The 20,174-nt window shown below is 74.5% G+C and carries 8 protein-coding genes; 3 read left to right on the top strand and 5 right to left on the bottom strand.

Annotation, left to right across the window (positions count from 1 at the left end; genetic code table 11):
• Window positions 1-684 (bottom strand): hypothetical protein, encoded by a 684-nt coding sequence (locus FLX08_RS02690; protein WP_142616566.1) that lies wholly within the window; start codon window positions 682-684, stop codon window positions 1-3.
• Between the two features lie 476 nt (window positions 685-1,160).
• On the opposite strand from FLX08_RS02690, the gene FLX08_RS02685 reads away from it, so the two are divergent.
• Together FLX08_RS02685 and FLX08_RS02680 are read left to right on the top strand one after the other, a co-directional pair.
• A complete protein-coding gene (locus FLX08_RS02685) occupies window positions 1,161-5,981 on the top strand; it encodes an FtsK/SpoIIIE domain-containing protein (protein WP_142616565.1) in 4,821 nt (1,606 codons plus the stop codon).
• A 74-nt stretch (window positions 5,982-6,055) separates the two neighbouring features.
• The gene (locus tag FLX08_RS02680) at window positions 6,056-6,676 is read left to right on the top strand and encodes a GNAT family N-acetyltransferase (RefSeq protein WP_142616564.1); all 621 of its coding nucleotides are present in this window, start codon (window positions 6,056-6,058) and stop codon (window positions 6,674-6,676) included.
• A gap of 92 nt (window positions 6,677-6,768) precedes the next feature.
• Here FLX08_RS02680 and FLX08_RS02675 read toward each other — a convergent pair whose 3' ends face one another.
• Window positions 6,769-7,041 (bottom strand): WXG100 family type VII secretion target, encoded by a 273-nt coding sequence (locus tag FLX08_RS02675; RefSeq protein WP_030508536.1) that lies wholly within the window; start codon window positions 7,039-7,041, stop codon window positions 6,769-6,771.
• Window positions 7,042-7,468: 427 nt separating this feature from the next.
• Between FLX08_RS02675 and eccB the strand changes: the two genes are divergently transcribed.
• Window positions 7,469-8,884, top strand: coding sequence for a type VII secretion protein EccB (gene eccB, locus FLX08_RS02670; protein WP_142616563.1), 1,416 nt, complete (start codon window positions 7,469-7,471; stop codon window positions 8,882-8,884).
• Window position 8,885: 1 nt separating this feature from the next.
• Here eccB and FLX08_RS02665 read toward each other — a convergent pair whose 3' ends face one another.
• The 3 genes from FLX08_RS02665 to FLX08_RS02655 are packed head-to-tail and all read right to left on the bottom strand — an operon-like array spanning window position 8,886 to window position 20,174.
• On the bottom strand, window positions 8,886-9,425 hold the full coding sequence (locus tag FLX08_RS02665) for a hypothetical protein (protein ID WP_142616562.1): 540 nt from the start codon (window positions 9,423-9,425) through the stop codon (window positions 8,886-8,888).
• A 10-nt stretch (window positions 9,426-9,435) separates the two neighbouring features.
• Window positions 9,436-9,948 (bottom strand): hypothetical protein, encoded by a 513-nt coding sequence (locus FLX08_RS02660; protein ID WP_142616561.1) that lies wholly within the window; start codon window positions 9,946-9,948, stop codon window positions 9,436-9,438.
• The gene (locus FLX08_RS02655) at window positions 9,948-20,174 is read right to left on the bottom strand and encodes a WXG100-like domain-containing protein (protein WP_142616560.1); all 10,227 of its coding nucleotides are present in this window, start codon (window positions 20,172-20,174) and stop codon (window positions 9,948-9,950) included. The genes FLX08_RS02660 and FLX08_RS02655 overlap by 1 nt, the downstream gene beginning before the upstream one ends.

The following is a 20,174-nucleotide window of genomic DNA, read 5'->3' as shown; positions in this document are numbered from 1 at the left end:
TCACTTGACCCCCGGGAGCGTGACGATGGCGATCTCCCCGCTGGAGGCGTACTGAGCGATAGTGGGCGCGATCGACGTGTCGACGACGATCGTGACCAGCCCGCCCCCGGACCGTCCGGTGGACATGCTCTCGACGCGGGCGGCGGTCGCCAGCACCTTCTGCTGGGCGGTGCCCGACCCCTTGCCGGCCGACGGCACGTAGATCACCTGGACGATGTCGCTCCACTTGAGGTCGGCGGGCATCTGGCCGGCCTTGAGCGACAGGCCCACCTTCGCCTTGCCCGGCCCGACCTGGTCGGTCGTCCTGGCGGTCATCGGCTCGGTGAGCAGCGTGCCCGGCAGCAGCGTCACCCGGGCGTACGTCTTGGCCACCTGGTCCCTGAACCGCCAGGGGACGTATTGGACCCCGGTGTCGGCGATCTGCACCTCCTGCATCGCGGACAGCGGGATGAGCTGCCCGGCCCCCACCTGCTGGGTGATCTGCACGGCCGAGACGCGGTCGCCGCTGCGCATGACCAGCAGCGTGGTGGCGAGCGCGCCGCCCAGGATGAGGAGGACGGCGAGCGCGGCGAGCGCGGGCTTGCGCTCCCTCGGCGGGACGGGCAGCCTGCGCGCGGCCGGCCCGGACAGGCCCGGCCGTGCGGGTGCCCGGCCGTCCTGCGACGTCTTCTCGCTGATCCTCATGGGTGGGGGACTCCCAGGGATGAGGGCGCCCTTCTGTTTTCGGGCCGCACGAATGTGTTTATGGTCTTGCCGTTTGTTGCTAATTCACTCCATTATGGCCAGCTTGCGCCGCCATAAGTGGCCGGATGCGGCGACCCATGCTTATCCGTTAGGAATACGCCTGTCAACGGGAGTGGATCTATCGCCATATCGACACACGGCTTTACTGGCCCGATATTTCGTGATAGTACGTTTGCACTTGTTTCCCATCTGTCACACCATTCACACTCTTCGTACCGCCGCACAAAGCGACCGGAGGGGCGCGATGACAGGCGCCTTTACCCATTCCGGGGAAACGCCCGGATGAGCGGAGGTGACACGGCTACCGTGGCCCCGCGGGCCGCGCCGCCCGCGCGCCAGGAGATCTTCACGGGGACGCCCCGGGATGAAACGCTTTCCGCGAGGCCGCCGCACAACCGCCTTCTGGGAGTTCGCGCATGCGGATAACGCTCACCGTGGTCGGCGAGGACGGCCGCCGCGACGTGCTGGTCGAGGGCGACGAGAGCGCCACGGTCGCCGCCCTCGCCACCGCGCTCGACGGCGGGGCCGCCCGCCCGGCCAACGTCGTACGGCTTCCGCACGCCCGCGCGCCGTACGACCTGGACCGGGGGGACCGGCAGGCCCGGCCGTCCGGCGAGGTGAGGCTGTGGGTCGACGGCCGGCCCGTCGGCCCGGACGCGCCCGTCTTCGGCCTGCTCAGGGATGGCGACGTGGTGGCCCTGGACGGCCACGCCGCGGTGGCGACGGTGACCGAGGAGCCCGGCGGGCCGGCGGAGCTGCGCGTCGTGGGCGGCCCCGGGGCGGGGGTCGTTCACCGGATCGGCCTCGGCGCCCACACGATCGGCGCCGACCCCGCCTGCGCGATCTCCGTGCCCGACCCGAGGATGCCGCCGGTCGCGCTGGTGGTGCGGCTGGCCCCGGGAACGGCCACTGTCGATGCCACGGTGGAGCCCGCCGTCTCCGGGGGCGACCCAGTGGCCCGGCTTGAGGGTGAGCCGCTCACGGAGGCGGTGGCGTGGCCGCCGGGGGGCATGCTCGCCTGTGGCGGCTCGGTGTTCGCCCTGGGGCCGGTCGTGCCGCCGGACGCCCACCTCGACGCGCTGCCGGACGGCGGGCTCGCCTACAACCGCCCTCCGCGCCTCCAGCGGCCGGAGCGGCAGCGGCGCTTCACCGTGCCCGCCGAGCCCAAGCGGGGCGAGGGCATGCGGCTGCAGTTGCTGGCCGCGCTGCTGCCCGCCGTGCTCGGCGTGGTCATGGCCGTCGTCACCGGCACGTGGTACTACCTGCTGATCGCGTTCATGACGCCGCTGATCATGATCGGCCAATGGGTGAGCGATCGCAGGCACGGCAGGAAGAAGCACCGCCGGGCGGTCAAGGCCTACCGCGAGCGGATGGCCGCCTTCGAGGAGGAGGTGGCCCGCGCGGTGCGGCAGGACGAGGAGGCCAGGCGCGGCGGCGCCCCCGACCCGGCCGAGGTGCTGCTCACCGCGACCGGCCCGCGCCGCCGGCTGTGGGAGCGCCGCGTGCACGACCCCGACGCGCTGCGGCTGCGCCTGGGGCTGGCCGACCTGCCCGCCGACCTGGAGTTCGAGCCCGAGAGCGGCACGCCCCAGGACGCGCCCCGCCGGGAGCCGCCCACCTGCCACGACGTCCCCGTCGCGCTGGTCATGCGGCGGCTCGGCGTGGCCGGGCTCACCGGCCCAAGAGACGTGGCGCTCGGCTGCGCCCGCTGGCTCGTCGGCCAGGCCGCCGCCCTGCACAGCCCGCGCGACCTGGCCATCGTGGTGCTGTCGGCCAACGCCGACGGCGCCGGGCAGTGGGGCTGGGTGCGCTGGCTGCCGCACTGCGCGCCCGACGCCGCCGCCCGCGGCGGCGCGCTGTCGTCCGACTGCGCCGCGCTCGTCGGCGCCGACCCCGAGGCCGCCGCCCGCCGGGTCGCCGAGCTCGCCGCCCTGGTGACCGAACGGCTCGACGCCGAGAACGGCTCGGGGCCCTACCCGGGGGTGCCGCGCGGCGCCCGCCTGTCCGGCGGCCCCGCCGGCTGGGACGACCTGGGTCGCGCGAGCGGCAACCGGCCCGCCGAGCCCGCGTTCGCGACCTACGACGAGCGGCCGTTCGACGTGCTCGTCGTGCTCGACGGCGCGCAGGTGCTGCGCGGCCTGCCCGGCATGCCGCAGGTGCTGCGGCAGGGCCCGCGCGCCGGGGTCTACACGATCGCCATCGACGATGACGAGCGGCTGCTGCCCGAGGAGTGCGCCACGGTCGTGTCCTGCGACCGCGGGGGCGGGGTGCGCCTCCACGGCGGCGGGCTCGACCCGATCACCGGCATCCGCGCCGACCTGGTCTCGCCGTCCTGGGCCGAACGCCTGGCCCGCGCGCTGGCCCCGCTGCGCGACGTGAGCCGCGACGACCCCTCGGCCGCCCTCCCCGACGCGGTCCGCCTGCTCGATCTGCTGGAGGTGTCGCTCGACCCCGCCGCGCTCGCCGAGCGGCAGGGCCGTACGACCCGGGCCCTGATCGGTGTGGGACCGGAGGGCCCGTTCGAGGTCGACCTGAGCAGGGACGGGCCGCACGCCCTGGTCGCGGGCACGACCGGCGCGGGCAAGTCGGAGCTGCTCCAGACGCTGATCTGCTCGCTCGCGGTGGCCAACCGGCCCGACGAGATGACGTTCGTGCTCATCGACTACAAGGGCGGCGCGGCCTTCAAGGAGTGCGTACGGCTCCCGCACACGGTCGGCATGGTGAGCGACCTCGACGGCCACCTCACCCAGCGGGCCCTGTCGTCGCTGGCCGCCGAGATCCGGCGCAGGGAACGGCTGCTGCTGGACGCGGGGGCCAAGGACATCGAGGACTATCAGCGGGCGCGGGGCGCCACCTGGGTGCTCGGCGCGGGCGGCGTGCGGCGGGCACGCGGCGGCGGCATCTTCGCCGCCCCGGTGCCGGAGACCGCGGGAAGCAGGAGGGACCTGCCGCCGCTGCCCCGGCTCGTGCTGATCATCGACGAGTTCGCCGCCCTGGTCGCGGAGCTGCCCGACTTCGTCGAGGGACTGGTCGACATCGCGCGCAGGGGCCGCTCGCTCGGCATCCACCTGATCCTCGCCACCCAGCGGCCCGGCGGCGTGGTGACCGCCGACATCCAGGCCAACACCTCGCTCAGGATCGCGCTGCGGGTCACCGACGCCGCCGAGTCCGCCGACGTCATCGACGTGCCCGACGCCGCCCACATCTCGCGGACGACGCCCGGCCGCTGCTATGTGCGGGCGGGCTCCGGAGCCCCCGTGGCGGTGCAGACGGCCAGGATCGGCGGCCGCACCCCGCATCCGCGCGGTGCGGGGGCGGCCGACGCGGGGGACGATCTGCGGGTGCTCGACCTGCCCTGGCAGGCGCTCGGCCACCCGCTGCCCGCCCCGCCCGCCACCCAGGCGGCGAGCGGCACCGACCTGGCCCTGCTCGTCGGCGCGCTGCGCGAGGCCGGGAGCGAGCTGCCCCGGCAGCCGAGCCCGTGGCTGCCGCCGCTGGCCGACCAGGTCGTCCTCGACGTCGGGGCCGGGGGCTCCTCCGGCGGCCTGCTCGCGGGGGCCGTGCCGTACCGGCCGGGGGCCGAGGAGGTGCCGCCGCTGCCGTTCGGCATGACCGACCTGCCGTGGGAGCAGGGCCGCCGCCCGCTCACGCTGGACATGCGGCACGGCGGCCACCTGCTGATCGCGGGCGGCGCGCGCAGCGGACGGTCGAGCGCGCTGCGGACCATCGCGGGCTCGATCGCGGCCGGCGCCTCCCCCGAGGACGTGCACGTCCACGCCGTCGACTGCGGGTCGGGCGCGCTGCTGCCGCTGGTCGCGCTGCCGCACTGCGGGGCGGTCGTCACCCGCGACCAGCTCGACCGGGTGGAGCGCCTGCTGACCCGCCTGCGCGCGGAGGTCGGACGCCGCCAGCAGCTGCTGGCCGAGGCCGGCTACGCCTCGCTGGCCGAGGCGCGCTCCGCCGCCAGGTCCCAGGCCGCCAGGTCCCAGGCCGCCAGGTCCCGGGCCGCCGGGTCCCGGGCCGCCCGCGACCGTTCGGGCGTGGGCGCGCTGCCCTGGCTGGTGCTGCTCGTGGACCGCTGGGAGGGGTACGTCGCCGCGTTCGAGAACTACGACTACGGACGGCTGGTCGACGCCCTGCTGCAGCTGCTGCGGGAGGGCCCGGCCGTGGGGCTGCGGGCCGTCGTCACCGCCGACCGGTCGGGCCTGCTCGGGCAGATCTCCACCGTCTTCGAGGACCGGCTCGTGCTGCGGCTCGCCGACCCCGCCGACTATGGGCTCGCCGGGCTGCCGGTGCGCGACCTGCCGAGCGCCATGCCCCCGGGCCGGGCCCTGGCCGTCGGCGAGCACGGCCTGGTGGAGAGCCAGATCGCGCTGCTGTGCGACGACCCCTCCGGCCCCGCGCAGGTGGCCGTCGTGCAGGAGCTCGCCCGTACGGCGGCGGCGCGGTTCGGCGGCTCGGACACCCCCGGAAAGTGGGCCTGGCCGTCGGAGCCGCCGCTGCGGGTGGACGCGCTGCCCATGCGGATCACCGCGAGCCAGGCGCTCGACCTGGCGCCGGCGCACGAGCCGCCGTCGGCCCTGTGGGCGCTGCTCGGCGCGGGCGGCGACGCCCTCGTCCCGATGGGCGTGGACCTGCAGGGCCAGGGACCGGCCGCCGTGATCGCCGGGCCGCCGCGCTCGGGACGGTCGTCCGCGCTGGTCACGGCGGCGCGCTCGCTCCTCGACCGGGGAACTCCGGTGCTCGTCGTGACCCCGCGCCGCAGCCCGCTGCGCGACCTCGCCGGGACGCCGGGGGTGCTGGCCGTGCTGGACGGCAACGCCAGGAGCGTGACCGGAGGCGGCGCGGACGACTTCGGCGGCCTGCCGGGGGCGCTCGACCCGCTCGCCCTGGTCGCCGGGCACGAGCGCTACGTGGTGGCCGTGGACGACGCGGAGCTCATCTCCCCCGACTCCCCGCTCGGCCTGGCCCTGGACGAGATGCTGCGCACCGGCCGGGACGGCGAGCACGGCCTGCTCGTCGCGGGGGCGACCGGCGACCTGGCGACGGCCTACCGGGGGTTCGCTGCCGAGGCCCGCAAGGGCAGGACCGGCCTGCTGCTCAACGTGCAGAGCCCCGCCGACGGCGACCTGTTCGCCGTACGGCTGCCGCGCGGCGCCGTCGGCGGGCCTCCCGGGCGGGGCCTGCTGGTCGTCTCGGGCGTCGCGACCCCGATCCAGGCCGCGGTGCCGGACTGAACTCTCCCCCGCGACTCTCGTACTTTCCCCGCGAGGCTTGTTGGGAGCGCTCCCACCCTGCCAGCCTGCTCCGCATGACCGTGCGCATCAGGCCCTACCAGGACACCGACAGGGACGCTCTCTATGACATCTGCGTCCGCACCGCCGACGCGGGCGAGGACTCCCGCCACCTTTACCCCGACCTCGACCTGATGCCGAGCATCTTCGCCGCGCCGTACGTCCGGCTGGAGCCGGACCTGGCCTTCGTCGCGGACGACGGCGAACGGGCCGTCGGCTACATCGTCGGCACCGCCGACACCCCCGCCTTCGTCAAGGCGTACCGCGACGAGTGGCTGCCGATGCTGGCCGGCCGCTATCCCGCGCCGCGGCGCCCGCCGGCCTCGCCCACGGAGGAGATGATCGCCCTGATGCACGACCCCGAGCGGATGGTGCTCCCCGAGCTGGCCGGCTATCCCGCCCACCTGCACATCGACCTGCTCCCCGGCCACCAGCGCGCCGGGCACGGCCGCGCCCTGATGACGGCCTTCCTGCACGCCCTCGCGGCGAAGGGCGTGCCCGCCGTGCACCTGAGCATGCTCACCGTCAACACCCGCGCCCGCGCCTTCTACGACCGGCTGGGCTTCCACGAGATCCCGGTGCCCGACCCCGGCCCCGTCACCTATCTCGGCCGATCGACCGAGCCGCCGGACGCATGAGCCGCCGGACGCATGAGCCGCCGGACGCATGAGAAGGCCGCCGGACCACCGCGGGGTTCCACGGCGGTCCGGCGGCCGGCGGTCTGCGGTGGTCAGCGAGTCGCGGACTCGATGTTGCCGCGGTAGGTCGTGATGACCCGGGAGGCTTCGTTGAGCTCTTCCGCCATGCGCTGGAACGCCGCCCGGTAGCTCTGCCAGGCGTCGTGGAAGCGCTGCGCGCCGGGGCCGGTCCAGGCGGTGCCGACCTTGGCCGCCTCGCGGTCGAGGTTGGCCATCGTGGTGCGAACCTGGTCCGCCTGCTGGCTGAACTGCGCGGCCATGCTCTGCATCTCCGCGGGGTCGCCGCCGAGCAAGCTGTTACTCATCCAGTCACTCCTTCATCGACAAAGGGGCCGCCCTCACCGTAAATCGTTTGTCAATCTTGTGAACCCCTTATGCCGAGCGGCTATATCGACGACCGGGAAAATTTCGCTTTTTCCACCACTCCATTCCCTTTTTTTCGTACGCCCGGAAAGTTCTCCACAGGATGGCGCGCCGCCCCGGCGCGTACCGCGCCATGGGCGGCCCGCTTTTCCCTCCGGAGGATCGGAGCCCGGACTCGGCGGCCGGCAACTCCGCTCCCCTGTCGCCGGTGAGCACCACGCGGGCCTGGGCGCCGGGGGCAACCGTGTTCGCCCCCGCTCTCCGGTCGGCCGCACGGGTCTCTGGCGAACCTCCTCCGACCCGTAGATCACAAGGACGCCGCCGGATCAATATGCTGACGGTCATGCCCTCTGACAGGGAGAGGTGACCGTGCAGACCCGGAAGGACCTCTACCAGGCGTACCGGCTGATGCAGCAGCGTCTGGGCCAGGCCCTGCTGCAGGGCGAGCCGGACGTCGCGGAGTCGCCGATGCGGCGGCACACCATCGCGACGTTCTGCGGGATCCTGCTGTCGGTGCTCCTGCTCGCCGTCTTCGGCATCTGGGGTTTGATCAAACCGGGCGGCGCGACCAAGCTCACCGAGCCCGGCCAGCTCCTCGTCGAGCAGGACACCGGCGCGACCTACGTCTACAGCCGGCAGGAGCGCGTGCTGCTGCCCACGGCCAACTACGTATCCGCCCGGCTGCTGCTCGACACCGCCGATGTGACGGTGCGCGACGTCTCCGCCGCCTCGCTGGCCGAGCTGCCGCGCGGGCCGCTCGTGGGCATCCCCGGCGCGCCCGACTCGCTGCCGCCCAAGGACAAACTGGTCCACGGGCCGTGGTCGGTGTGCGTGGTGGACGGCCCGGACGCCTCCGGGACGCCCCGGCCGTACGTCACGCTGGTCGGCGGCCTGGACGTCGGCGGCAGGCCCCTCGGCGGCGGCGCCATGGTCGTGGACGACGGCCGGCAGAAGTGGGTCGTCTGGGGCGACCGGCGGATGCGGGCGAGCACCAGCGCGGTGAACGCCCTGAGCGCCCAGCCCAGGAAGGTGCCCGCGACCTGGCTCAACGCCCTGCCCGAAGGCCCCGCGTTCAGCGGGCCGAAGGTGCCGAATCTGGGCAGGAAGGTCCGGGGGCCCGACGGCAAGGTGACGGCGGCGGTCGGGCAGGTCTTCACGGTGCCCGGCATCGGGGGCGCCCCCGCCCGCTGGTACGTCCTGCTGTCCGACGGCCTCGCGCCGATCTCCCTCACCCAGGCCACGCTCCTGCTGTCGGACCCGGCCACCAAGGCGGCGTACGGCAGGCGCCCGCTGCAGCCGATCCGGATCGACGCGGCCACGGCCGGCGCCGCGCTGTCCAGGCAGCCGAGCATGCTGGGCGGCGGGATGCCCGAGACGATGCCCACGGTCGTCTCCCCCGCCTCCACCACGCCGCTGTGCGCGGTCTTCGCGGGCACCGGCAGCGGCTCGACCCGGGCGACCCTGACCGTCGGCGCCTCGATCGCGATCCCCACCCCCCGGACTCCGGGCACCCAGGACACCTTCGACCAGGTGCTGCTCCCGCCGGGGTCCGCGGCGGTCGCGGGGCTGCTGCCTGGCGAGGGACAGCTCGGGTCGATCACGAACTACTTCCTGGTGACCGACCAGGGCCGCAGGTTCGCCATCGCCTCCGCCGGCCTGCTGCCGAAGCTCGGCTACGGCGCCGCCGACACCACGCCGGTGCCCGCGCAGCTGCTGCACCTCATCCCGGAGGGCCCGGCGCTCGACCCGGCCGCCGCCCGCGTGCCGGTGCCGCTCGGCAAGTAGGTCAGCCGTTGAGGCGGCGGAAGTCGTCCAGGTTCTGCTGGTAGAACGCGATGTCCTCGGCCAGCCGGTCGCGCAGGAAGCAGTCGGGCTCCGCCTCGCGGGCGGCCAGCCCCGCCTCGGTCCAGAACGCCTCGGCGGGCACCTCGTCCTCGCCGGGCGGGATGAACTTGAGCGCCTCCCCGAGCGCGTCCCTGGCCGTCTCCCAGCCGCTCACCACCCGCTGGAAGAGCCGCTCGTCCCCCGGCTCCTCGGTGTATTCGAGGTCGTCGGCGAGCGCGCGGCGCGCGTACCCGGCTCCGGCGAGCCGCCACTGACCGGGGTCGATCAGCTCGGACAGGCCGACGCCGAACCGCTCGCCCTCGTCCCTGGCCTCCGCCTCGCTCGCGTACGGCACGAGCACCTCGACACCGCCGGACCGGACCGTCCACGCCTCGGGCCCCTCGACCGGCGGCTCCTCCGGCGTAGCCTCCTCCACGGTCAGCGCGAGATACAGCCGGGCCTCCGCGAGCGTCCGCGCGTAGGGGGTGGGCACCTGTTCCATGCCGGCAACCCTATGCTCCGGCGAGCTCCCGGTAGGTGTCGCGTACGACGAGCAGCCGGTCGAGACGGAACCGCCCCGGCTCGGCGGCCCGCACGGCGCGTCCCCGCTCCGACCAGAACGCGTCGCCGGGCACCTCGTCCTGCCCGGGCGGGACGAATTTGATCACCTCTTCGACCGCGGCCCGCGCGATCGACAGCGCCTGCCGCCGATTGCCTTCCATCGGGGCGTTGCCCGCCGTCAGGTCGGCCACCCACAGCCACTCGCCGGGGTCGAGCAGCTCGGACGGCTCCGCACCGCCGAACGTGGGGAAGCCGGTGGGCGTCACCTCCCGCTCCGGGAGCCCGAACAGATACTCCCGCTCGGCGCCGCACGCCGCGCACCGCCCCTCGTAAGAGGTGACCAGCTCCCCTTCGACGCTCGCCAGGCCGCTGTCCCAGTCGGTGTCCACCGAGCCGCAGGCGCAGGGGTGCAGGTCGAGATAGAGCTGCGCCTCGTCCCTGCTTCTGGCTGTCGAGTAGGCCATCACACGTTCCTCACACGAGGCTGTCCGGGGAGCCCTCCGGCGTCCTCCGGCAGCAGGGGGCCGGACTTGTCATCGTCGTCGTCCTCGTCGTCGGGCGGCTCCCAGCCGGAGGTGTTGCTGAGCCTGCGCATCCGCTCCCACAGGTCGAGGACCGGCGCCTGGGGCGGCACGGTGACCCACGGCGGCGGAGGCGCCGTCTGGCCCCGCGCGCCGAGGTCGCGGACGACCCCCTCGATCTCGTGCCGCAGCCGCGCCCGCTCCTCCGCCGAGGTCGCCGCCAGCCACTTGCGGGACAGGTAGGCGTGCTCGTTGCGGCGCGCGGTGGCACAGGCGTCGTAGCCGGGATCGACGGCGTTCAGGAACCGGCGCACCACACCCTGCTCCAGCGCGGCCCGCTTCTGCAGGGTGTCGCTGATCTCGTGCAGCAGCACCCGGCCCACCACGTCGGGGGCCAGCCTCGGCGACAGCCGGATCACGTTCGGGTCCGTGCCCGTCCCGAGGACCGTACGGGCGGGGCGCCGGCCGCCGGGGTTCTCGGGCCGCACGAGGAAGCGCTGGGTGCCGAATCTGGCGGTCTCGACGGTGACGACCGCGCCGTCCGGCGTCACGGTCACCGCCTGGACGCCCCGGCCGAAGTCCGCCGGGCGCAGGCCGGCGACGGCCGGGGGGATCTCGGCGCTCGACAGGTCGGGCAGGTGCGGGGCCCGGCCGTCGGCCACGAACGCGGTCCTCCGGATGGGCCGGGCCGTCACTGAGCCGGGCGAGGTGATGGAGGGGTTGCCGCCCCAGGTGCCGTCCGCGGCCGTCTCCGGCACCGGCCATCCCGGGTCGGCCTGCGCGGGCCGGGCGACGCCGAGGGCGTCGAGCCGTTCGGCGATCCGGTCGGCGAACCCGCCGGGCCGCCCGCCGTACAGGTCGCGCAGGTCGAGGCCGTGCCGCTCGGCCAGCGCCGCCAGGTCGGGCGGCACCGCGCCGAGCGCCTCGGCGAAGGGATTGCCGGACAGCCCGCCCACGGGCGTGGCGCGGTAGTGCTCGACGGTGCCGTCGGGCAGCGTGAGATGGAGGTGGACGTCGACGCCGAGGTCGCGGGCGAGCAGCCTGGCCTCCTCCACCAGAGCCGTCGAACCCGTCTGGCCGGCGTCGGCGACGATGCCCACGGGCAGCGTCCCGGTCCGCCCTCGGAGCACCTCGGCCATCGCCTTGGTGAGCGTGGCGGGCGCCGCCGGGTCGTACGACGGATGTCTCGCGGCCACCTCGCGCACGCTGTCGTGGGTGAAGAAGACGCCGGGCGCCGCGGCGCGCCGCCGGCTGAAGTCCCACACCGGCCGGTCGGCACCGGCGTCGCGGCGCGCCAGCATGTCCTCCAGAGCGTGCTGGAACATGATCAGGTGGGCCGTGCCGGTCGCGCCGTGCGGGACGTCCACGGTGTGCAGCACCGTCTCCCCGCCGTCGCGCGCCACCTGGCGCACCTCGAACCTGAGGTCGAAGTCGACCCGGAACCTCGCCTTGGCCGCGGTGCTCTTCCCGAAGACGCTGGTCTCGTCGCGGTTGCCGCCGCTGCCCGAGCTCGACTGCGCGGTCTGGTCTCCGGCGCCGAGGTCGCCGCCGACGCCCACCGCGCTCCCCCCGCTGTACGTGCGGCCGGCCGGGCTCATCTGCCCCCGGTCGGTGGCCGTGCCGGCCGTGTTCTGCTCGCGGTCCACCTGCCCCAGCTCGGTGCCCTGCAGGCCCAGCGCCACCGGGTCGGGCTCGGAGAGGTCGGCGTGGATCCGCACGTCCACCATCCGGCCCGGACGGCCCGGCATGGGCAGCCGGAGGAGCCGGTGCCCGTCGGGGCCGGTCATCCGCTCCAGCCGGGTCGTGAGCCCGTTCCCGGTGAGCGTCTTGGCCAGCGCGGCGTAGTGCTCCATGGCGGCGGCCCGGCCGAGCAGGTCCTTCCGGGAGAGCCGGTCGAACACGGCGCGCAGCAGCCCGTCGGCCCTGAGCCGCTCGGTCACGAAGACCTCGGGCGGCGCGACCCGCCGCACGTCGGGCGAGGCGGGCGGCCGCGCGGCGACCGTGCCCTTCTTGGCCACCATGCCGTCCGGCAGCACCCGCTCCATCGTGCCCTTCAGCGTGACCTTGCTGGTCCGGGGGACGCGTGTGGTCCTGGCCACGGCGCCGCGCAGGGGGCCCGACCTGCGTTCGACCTCGATAATGATGGTCACCCCGTGCTCGATGAGCTGCCCGCCACGGAACGCCGCCGCGCGCTGGATGCGGGTGCGCTGGGTGCCGGTGGAGGCCGTGCCGGTGTGCGAGCGGTCGGTGGCGGCCCCGCGGCCTCCGCTGCCGGCGGCCGGGCCCGCCCCGGCGTTCGCATTGCCGCCGATCGTCTTGCCCGACGACTCGCTGCGGTCCTCCTGCTCGTACGTGTAGTCCTGGAGGATCTGGCCGAAGTTGTGGACGTTTCCGCCGTAGCTCGCCTCGTCGCCGTGGAGCACGGCCTTGATCCTGACCGTGACCGTCTCGGTGAGGTGGGGGCCGATCTTGAGCGGATAGGTCTTGACGAAGCCCTCCTCACCGGTCATGTCGTCGATCTTGCCCCACCAGCGTTTGCCGGCGAAGTCGCCGAACAGGCTGCGCAGCAGGACGGGGTCACGCTTCAGCGCGCGGGGCGCGACCTTGCCGATCTGGTCGAGCACCTGGTCGAGCACGTGGGTCGGCGTGCCGTCCGGGGCCTTGAGGTCGACCTTCTTCACGGTGCTCTCGCCGAGGGAGTCCTGATAGAGGTCGGGGACGTCCACGGCGCTGGCGAGGTCCGGCAGCCTGTCGTGCATCCGCTTGAGCCGGTTGCCCTCGGCGGCCACGTTCATCGGGAAGTCCTTGGCGAGCCGTTCGGCGAGTATGCCGCGGGGGTGCCTCTGCTCCAGGTCGGTCCGCGGATGGCCCTCCCTGCGCGCCAGCGCCCGGTCGGCCAGATATCTGCGGACCATCGGCACGGCCGCGCGCGGGTCGAGCTCCAGGTTGCCGTCGAGCAGGCGCGTCACCGCGTCGGCCACCTGGTCGAGGGGCAGCTTGACCTCGCCCCTGCCGTAGAGGTCGAGCGCGTCACGCTCGGGCAGGGAGTAGACGACCGTCCTGTCCCGCAGCGGCTCGGCGTCGGCCCGCCGGTTGCCCGCCTCGTCGCCGGAGACCGTGATGTCCGCCTTCATCGCGAACACGTAGTGCTTGCCGGTGTCGATGGCCAGCCGTTCCCTGCCCCAGATCGCCGTGTCGGAGATCGAGGACGACGTGCTCCCCGCCGCGGACGCGCCGGCCCCCGCCCTGCCGCCGAGTGCCCGGGCCAGGGCCCCGCTCACGCCGGTCGAGGCGTCAACGGACCGTCCGCCGCGTGCCTCCGTCCGCGCGGTGTAGGCGCCCATCGTGAAGTTGATGTCGCCGATCACCAGGTCGGCCGCGGTCACGAACTCCGACTCGCCCGGGCGGGCCGTGACCCACGCCGACGCCCGGTGCGTACGCGGGGGGCGGGGGCGCACGGCCACGGCGGTGCCGTACGTCGTGGCGGGCCGGGCGGGGTCGGCGAGCAGCCACTCCGGGTGGGAGATGAGGTTGCGGGTGTTGAACGCCTCCGCGAGATGGTGGAACGACACCGAACCCGGCCGCATCGCCTTCGGCAGCACCGATCGGAGGGCGTCGAGCACGCCGGTCCCGTCCACGTGCAGCAGGGTGGCCAGGCTCAGCGCCTCGCGGGACGTCGGGTGGCGGGGCGAGAGCCCGGTGCGGTCCTCGGGCAGGAGGTCGGCGGGCAGCAGCACCCGCATCCAGACGTCGTCGCTCTGGGCCAGCGGCGTGACCTTCCCGTTCTCGATGAGGTCCACGGTGAGCGTGTGCGGAACCTCGAAGACCGCCGCCGGAGAGGTGCCCTCTATCAGCGTGACCAGGTTGGCCGTGTCGTTGAGGGTCAGGCCGGCCGCGCTGCCCTTGTTCCAGTGGACGCCCACGTCCGCGCCGGTCAAGCCGGCCCCGCCCGGCTTCGCCTCCAGCCCGAGGGAGGGGCCGACGTCCAGGGACCGGCCGCTCGACCGGCCGACCGTGCGGCCGGAGGTCTCCGACGAGATGTCGAGGTCGGCCGCGACGTCGGCGGCGCTGGTGCCGACGAAATCCTCCCGGCCCGACTGTTCCAACCGGATCCGCACCGTGAAATGCCGGCTGGCCCGGCCGATGCCCTGGCTCACCAGGTCGAGGATGATGCCGTCCTGCATGGCCTGGTCGTAGCCGGTCTGCAGCCGGGCCGGGGAGAACTGCTCGGCCACCTCGATCATGTTGGCGATCTGGCTCGCCCGCGTCAGCGGGTCGCGGGACAGCCGGCCGTCCTCGCCCGGCAGCAGGCCGCGCGCACGCAGTTGCGCCACGACCTTCGCCTGCACCTCGTTGAAGTTCTCGACGCTTTCGGGGCGGTCGCTCGCCTGGACGAGCCCCGGCCCGGCCCCGGTCCCGCGGGTCCAGCCGGGCAGCCGGGGCAGGCGGCCCTTCGGCACGCCGGGCTTCGGGTCGTCCCTGAGCCTGCCGTCCTTCAGCACGGCCGCCCGGTCGACGGGCAGGCCGTAACGGTACGCGTGCGGCTCCGGCATGCGGAACAGGCCGGTGCTCTCGCCGTGCACGGCGGGAAGCGGCGTCTCGTCGGTGTTGAGCTGCACGGTCACCGTGTGCTTCAGCTCCAGCGCGTACGCCTGGGTGTGGCCCGCCCAGCGCTGCACGCTCGGCCGGATGGCGGTCCCGCCCGCGCTCATCGACCGCGACCGCGACCAGGAGCGGCCGAACCCCCCGGTGAGCCGCGGTGTGGCGGTCTTGAACCTGCCAAGGCCGACAAGGCGGAGCAGACGCGGGCTGCCGATGGGAAGCTGGGCGCCCGCGGTGCCCTTGACGTCGAGCGACCGGCCGGCCGAGCGCGAGCCCGACGCGCCGGAGAAGCCCACGCGCAGCCGTTCCAGGCGGTGCTTGATGCTCGGCGTGCCGACCGGCCGCGCCGAGTCCATCACGACCTCGGTCTTGATCCGCGCATAGCCGACCACCCGCCCGTTGACGGTGATCGGACGGTGCAGCCCCTCGGGGTTGTTGATCGCCTCGCCGAGCCGGGCGGGCAGCTCCTTCGTCATGATCGTGACGATCTGGTCGCGGGTCATCCTGCCGATCTCGGGGCGGCCGATCCGCTCGGCGGTGCGTTCGGCGAGGTCCTGCAGCCCGGTCAGCCCGGTGACCCCGTGCTCGGGGAACGGCGTCTGCTGCCGCTTTTCCTCGGGAAGCTGCGTGACCCTGGCCGGCCCCCGCTGCGCGTGCGTGTGCGGCAGATACATCTGCAGGCTCGGGGCGTCGCCGGGGGTGCCGCTGTCCACACGCGCCCGCTCGGTGCCGTTCGCGGTGCGCAGCTCCACCTCGGCCGAGGCGAGCCCGTCGAGCACCAGCCCCTCGCCCGCGTTGTCCTGCACCGCGCCGGCGAGCGCGAACTCGGAGGCGTTGCCGTTGAACGACTCGCTCCCGCCGAAGGCGACGCCGATCTTGAACACGCCGAACTTCATCAGCCTCCCGAGCCAGTGCACGTACTGCAACGGCTTGCTCAGGGCGTTCAGGTCGAAACTCGGCGCCAGGCGCAGCGAACGGTTGGCGGTGACGGAGGCCGAGCGGCCGCCCTGCGGCAAGTGGCCGAGCATCGACTGCGAGTGCCGCACCGGATGGCCGAAGACCTCGACCAGGTCCGTGACCTTCAGCCGCAGCCGCAGCTCGCCCCGCGTGCCGCGGCCCACCCGCAGCAGCGCCCCGTCCGGCGACACCAGCCATCTGAAGTTCGACCGCAACACGTGCGACAGCTCGTCGGGCGCGTAGCGGTGGTCGACCCCGGCGCGTTCGAGCATGTCGTTGACGACCTGCGTGAGCCGTTCGAGGTGGGGCAGCCGGCCCGCGGGAGTCGCCTCCGACAGGACCTCGGGCGACGGCAGGGCGTGCGCGTACGCCTCCTTGTACGCGGTGTGGGCCTCCTCCGCCTCGCGGGCCAGCCGGGCGATGTCCGCCGGCAGCGGGCCCGTCCGGTTCGCGGGGAGGGCGTCGAGGGCGCTCTCCAGCTCCGCGTACTTCTTGCGCGCCTCGAGCGCCCGCCGCATCGCCCGCGCGTACGCCTCCATGCTCTGGCGGGCGCGATCGGCGTCCGCCCGGTGGACGCCGCGATCCGCCAGCGCCTTGCGACGGCGTTCCTCGGCGCCGAGGTCCTCTTCTCGCGACGCCTTCTCTGCGGCCTCCTCGGCCTTCTTCGCGTCGGCCGTGGCCTCCTTGATGCTGTCGATCTTCCCCTTGACCGCCGCGAGCAGTTCCCGGGTGGCATCCGTCAGCGTCTCGTGCTGCGTGCGGGCCAGCCCGAGCAGCTCCGCCACCGGATCCTGTGTGGTCTGTGTGGCAGGGCTCTGCGCGGGGGCGGTTTGTGCGGTGGTGGTCTGTGCGGTGGTGGTCTGTGCGGTGGTGGTCTGTGCGGTGGTCTGTGCGGTGGTGGTCTGTGACCAGGGAGGCGCGGGGGCGACCTGCCCGAGCCGCACGATCTCCCGCCCGAGCTGCTCGATCTCGTGCGCGATGGCGGGACGCTCCGGCGCCGGGGCCGCCTGCCACTGCCTGGCCAGGAGCGCGTGCTCGCGATAGCGGGCGGTCACGCAGGCCGCGGCGTCCCGCTCGGCCGTACGGTTCAGGAAGGAGCGGATCATGCCTTGCCGGGGGCCGGACATCCGCTGGAAGACGTCGTTGATCTCGTGCAGCCACACCCGGGGCAGGATGTCGTTCGCCAGGCGCGGCGACAGCCGTACGACGTGGGGTCGCGCGGCCGTGCCCGACCTGACCCTGGTCCTGGCGAGACGGCCGCCGCGTACGTGGCCGATCTCGTACCGGAAGTGCTGCGCGCCGAACCGGCCCGTGTCCACGACGACCGTCCGCCCGCCGGCCGGGCTCAGCGCCGTCACGTCCGGCCCCACGTCGGACGGGTGGAGCGCCCGGAAGCCCTGCTCCGCCTCACTCGACGACAGGTCGGCCAGATGCGGCGCCCTGCCGTCGGCGACGAACAGGCTCCGCGCGACCGGCTGGGCGTTCACCTGGCCGTTCCCTCGGGTCGTACGCGGTCCGGGCCGCGTCTGGCCCGAGGGGTTGGCCGTCTGATCGGGGTTCGTCGCCGGAGCGGTCCCCGTGGCCGAGGGCGGCGTGGTCGAGGGCGCGGTGGTGGCAGCGGGCGCGGTATTGGAGGAGGTGGTGGCGGCGGAGCCGGTGGTGGGGGCGGGCGCGGTGGTCGAGGCGGACGTGGTGGTGGCGGCGGGGGCGGCGGCGGTCTGGCCTCCGCTCGCCGGGTTGGCCGCCCCGCTCGTGCCCGCCGTGGACGGGATCCCGGCGAGGACCTCGGCGCGGCGGACGATGTCCGCGGCGGTGTCGGAGGAGCGGCCGACGCGGAGGGCGTGCCCGAGCCCGTACGGCGCGACCGTCGCCTCCTCCACGAGCACGGCCCCCGAGTCGCTCAGCCGGCCGGGCCGCCAGCCGCGCGGGTTGTCCTCCAGCACCTCGCCCGCCACCTCGACGGCGGCGGCACGGTTGTCCGGCGTCACGTCGGCGAGCCGGGCGAGCGCCTCGAGAGCCCCCTCGGCCGGGAAGCCCAGGCTCTCCTCGGTGATCCTCGCCCCCAGCAGGGCGGCCGCCTCCGCGTGGAGCCGAGGCGTGTCCACGCCCTCGGCGGCACGCGCCGCCAGCCGATCGGTGATGGCCTTGATGTCCTCGCCCGGCAGCTCGATCGGCCTGCCGTCGGGGCCGGTCAGCCTCGCGCCCTGGCCGTCGGGCAGCAAGACCGTGTCGGGCGCGATCGTGGACAGCACATCGGAGACCGCCGTCCGAGCCGACGCCTGCGCCGCGGTGGTGCTCCCCGAAGCACTGCCGCCACTCGTTCCCGAGGTCGCCGCCTGGGCCGGGACAGCCGGTGATGCCGCAGCGGATGACGTGCTGGATGACGTGGTGCCACCGGATGGAGCAGCGGACGGCGGCGTCACCGCGGCGGGTGCCGCTGGTGTGGCGGGCGTCGCGTGTGTGGCGGGCGTGGCCGCGGCGGGCGTGGCCGCGGCGGGCGTGCTCACAGAGCCGCCCGCAGCGGGGGCAGCAGAGGCAGCCGCCGCCGAGCCGCTCGCGCCGGGCGCGTTGGTCGCGCTCGACGCGCTCGGCGGGGCACCCGGCGCCTGCCCCGGATTCGCGGCGGTCGCACCCGCCGCGCTCGTCGCGCTCGCATTGCCCGCGCCCGTCGTGTTGGCCGCGCTGGCCGGGCCGGAGGTGCTGCTCGCGCCGGACGCGTTGGCCGCATTGGTCGCGGTGGCCGGACCACCGGCATTGGCCGTGTTGGCCGGGCCGGGCGTGTTGCCGGCGCTTGCCGGGTTCGCTGCGGTGGCCGGATTGCTTGAACCGGCCGCACCGGTGGTGCCCCCCGCACCCGGGGCAGAACTGGCGGTGGTCTGCTGGCCGGACGCGCTCGGCGAAGCGCCCGGAGCCTGACCCGGATTCGCGGCGGTCGCACCCGCCGCGTTCGCGTTGCCCGCGTTCGTGGCGCTGCCCGCGCTCGTCGTGTTGGCCGCGTTCGTGTTGGCCGCGTTCGTGTTGGCCGCGTTCGCGCCGGAGCCCGACGTAGCGGGGGTAGCTCCGCCCGCGTTGGCGGTGGTGGCGGGCTGGCCGGTGGTGGCGGGCTGGTTCGAGCCGCTGGAGGGTGTGGCCGTCACCTGGCCGGACGGCGCGGTGCTGGACGCCTGGGCGGACCCGCTCGGCGTCGCGGCCGCCTGGCCGCCGCCGGACGGGGTGGCCGGGCCGCCGGAGGGGTGCCCTGCGACGGACGCGGTGGTCGTGCCGCCCGATCCCGCGGTTCCGCCGCCGGTCGCGGCCTGGCCGCCGCCCGCCGTGTTCGTGTTCGCCGCACCGGGATCGCCGCCCGCAGGCTGTCCGGCTGTGGGATCCGGAGACGGAGTGGAGAAGGCGCGGATCAGATCGGTGCGGAGGCTGGTGTCGTACGCCGAGGCCAGGGCCGTACGCGGGCCGGCGACCGCCTCGATCACGTCCGGGCTGAACGGGCTGATCGTGTTCGTACGGCCGGCGCCGGCCATGGCCGCTCCGAGCAGCGACTCCCCGTCGGGCAGCTCCCACTGGCCGTACACGAGCCCGTTGGCCAGCGTGCTTCCGGCCGGGGAGGCGATCACATTGGTCAGGCCGGTCGTCAGCGCCCTGCCGGGGAAGCGCTTGAACGCGTTGCCGAAGCCGGGGGCGTCGGTGTTCAGCCTTCTGAGCAGGGGCACGCGGTTGACCAGGCCGCTGATCGGGCGGGCGGCCCCCATGCCGACGCCCGCGCCGCCGGCCGCGCCCAGGGCGGTGGCGCTCGTCCTCTTCCAGTCCCAGCCGTCGCGGGTGCCCGACTTCCGCTGCTGGTTCTGGGCGAGGGCGTCGCCGGCGACCTCCTCGCCGATCTCCTCGACCAGCTCCCTGCCCAGGGGGCTGGCGAGGATGCGGCCGAGCAGGCCGGCCCGGACCGAGGCCAGCAGGGTTCCTCTGGCGATGGCCTGGGCCCCGGCGGGGCGGCCGGCCATGAGGGCGAGCCGTTCGAGGATCTTCTCCGTCTCGGCCCTGGCCCGGGCGGCGATCGGCCCGATGAACCGGGTGGAGGTCCCCGCTGAGTAGAAGGCGGCGACGAGCGCGATGAACGTGGCGATCAGCGCGATCCAGAACACCACGTTGACCGACAGCTTCGAATACTGCGTCTCACGGGCGAAGTTGTCGGCCTGCGCGCCGTAGGCGAAGTGGTTGTTCGCCACCTTGAGCAGGCCGCTGTCCTCCGAGTAGTGGTCACCGAGCCGGTTTAGGAACGCGTGCATCGACGGGCCCTGCATCCCCGTGAGCACGGCGGCGGCGGCTGCTCCCACGGGATCGATGGACTGCACGACGTTCACGGTCGCGGACCGGTGGGCCCGGGCGAGCTGCCACAGCCGGCTCTCGCTCGCCTCCGGCCAGGTCTGGCCCGCCGTGAGCAGGGCGATGAGGTCGTCGGCCCAGGCGGGCAGCGACTCGCCCCAGGCGGGGGTGACGTCGATGACCGAGCCGCCGCCGTCGGCGAACGCGGGCAGCCCGTCGCCGTCCGAGGTGACGTCGCCGTTGGTCGTGGACGGCTTGGCGCCGGAGCCCGTGCCGGTGGTGGAGGAGTGCGTCAT

The sequence above is a fragment of the Microbispora hainanensis genome (assembly GCF_006874475.1).
GTDB lineage: Bacteria > Actinomycetota > Actinomycetes > Streptosporangiales > Streptosporangiaceae > Microbispora > Microbispora hainanensis.
Note: the sequence above shows the minus strand (reverse complement) of the source record. Positions and strands in the feature narration are given on the sequence as shown.

Bases quoted from the DNA above. Each gene is read 5' to 3' on its own strand.
- FLX08_RS02655 (WP_142616560.1), bottom strand. From the start codon at position 20,174: ATGACGCACTCCTCCACCACCGGCACGGGCTCCGGCGCCAAGCCGTCC.
- FLX08_RS02675 (WP_030508536.1), bottom strand. From the start codon at position 7,041: ATGAGTAACAGCTTGCTCGGCGGCGACCCCGCGGAGATGCAGAGCATG.
- FLX08_RS02665 (WP_142616562.1), bottom strand. From the start codon at position 9,425: ATGGAACAGGTGCCCACCCCCTACGCGCGGACGCTCGCGGAGGCCCGG.
- FLX08_RS02660 (WP_142616561.1), bottom strand. From the start codon at position 9,948: ATGGCCTACTCGACAGCCAGAAGCAGGGACGAGGCGCAGCTCTATCTC.
- FLX08_RS02690 (WP_142616566.1), bottom strand. From the start codon at position 684: ATGAGGATCAGCGAGAAGACGTCGCAGGACGGCCGGGCACCCGCACGG.
- FLX08_RS02685 (WP_142616565.1), top strand. From the start codon at position 1,161: ATGCGGATAACGCTCACCGTGGTCGGCGAGGACGGCCGCCGCGACGTG.
- FLX08_RS02680 (WP_142616564.1), top strand. From the start codon at position 6,056: ATGACCGTGCGCATCAGGCCCTACCAGGACACCGACAGGGACGCTCTC.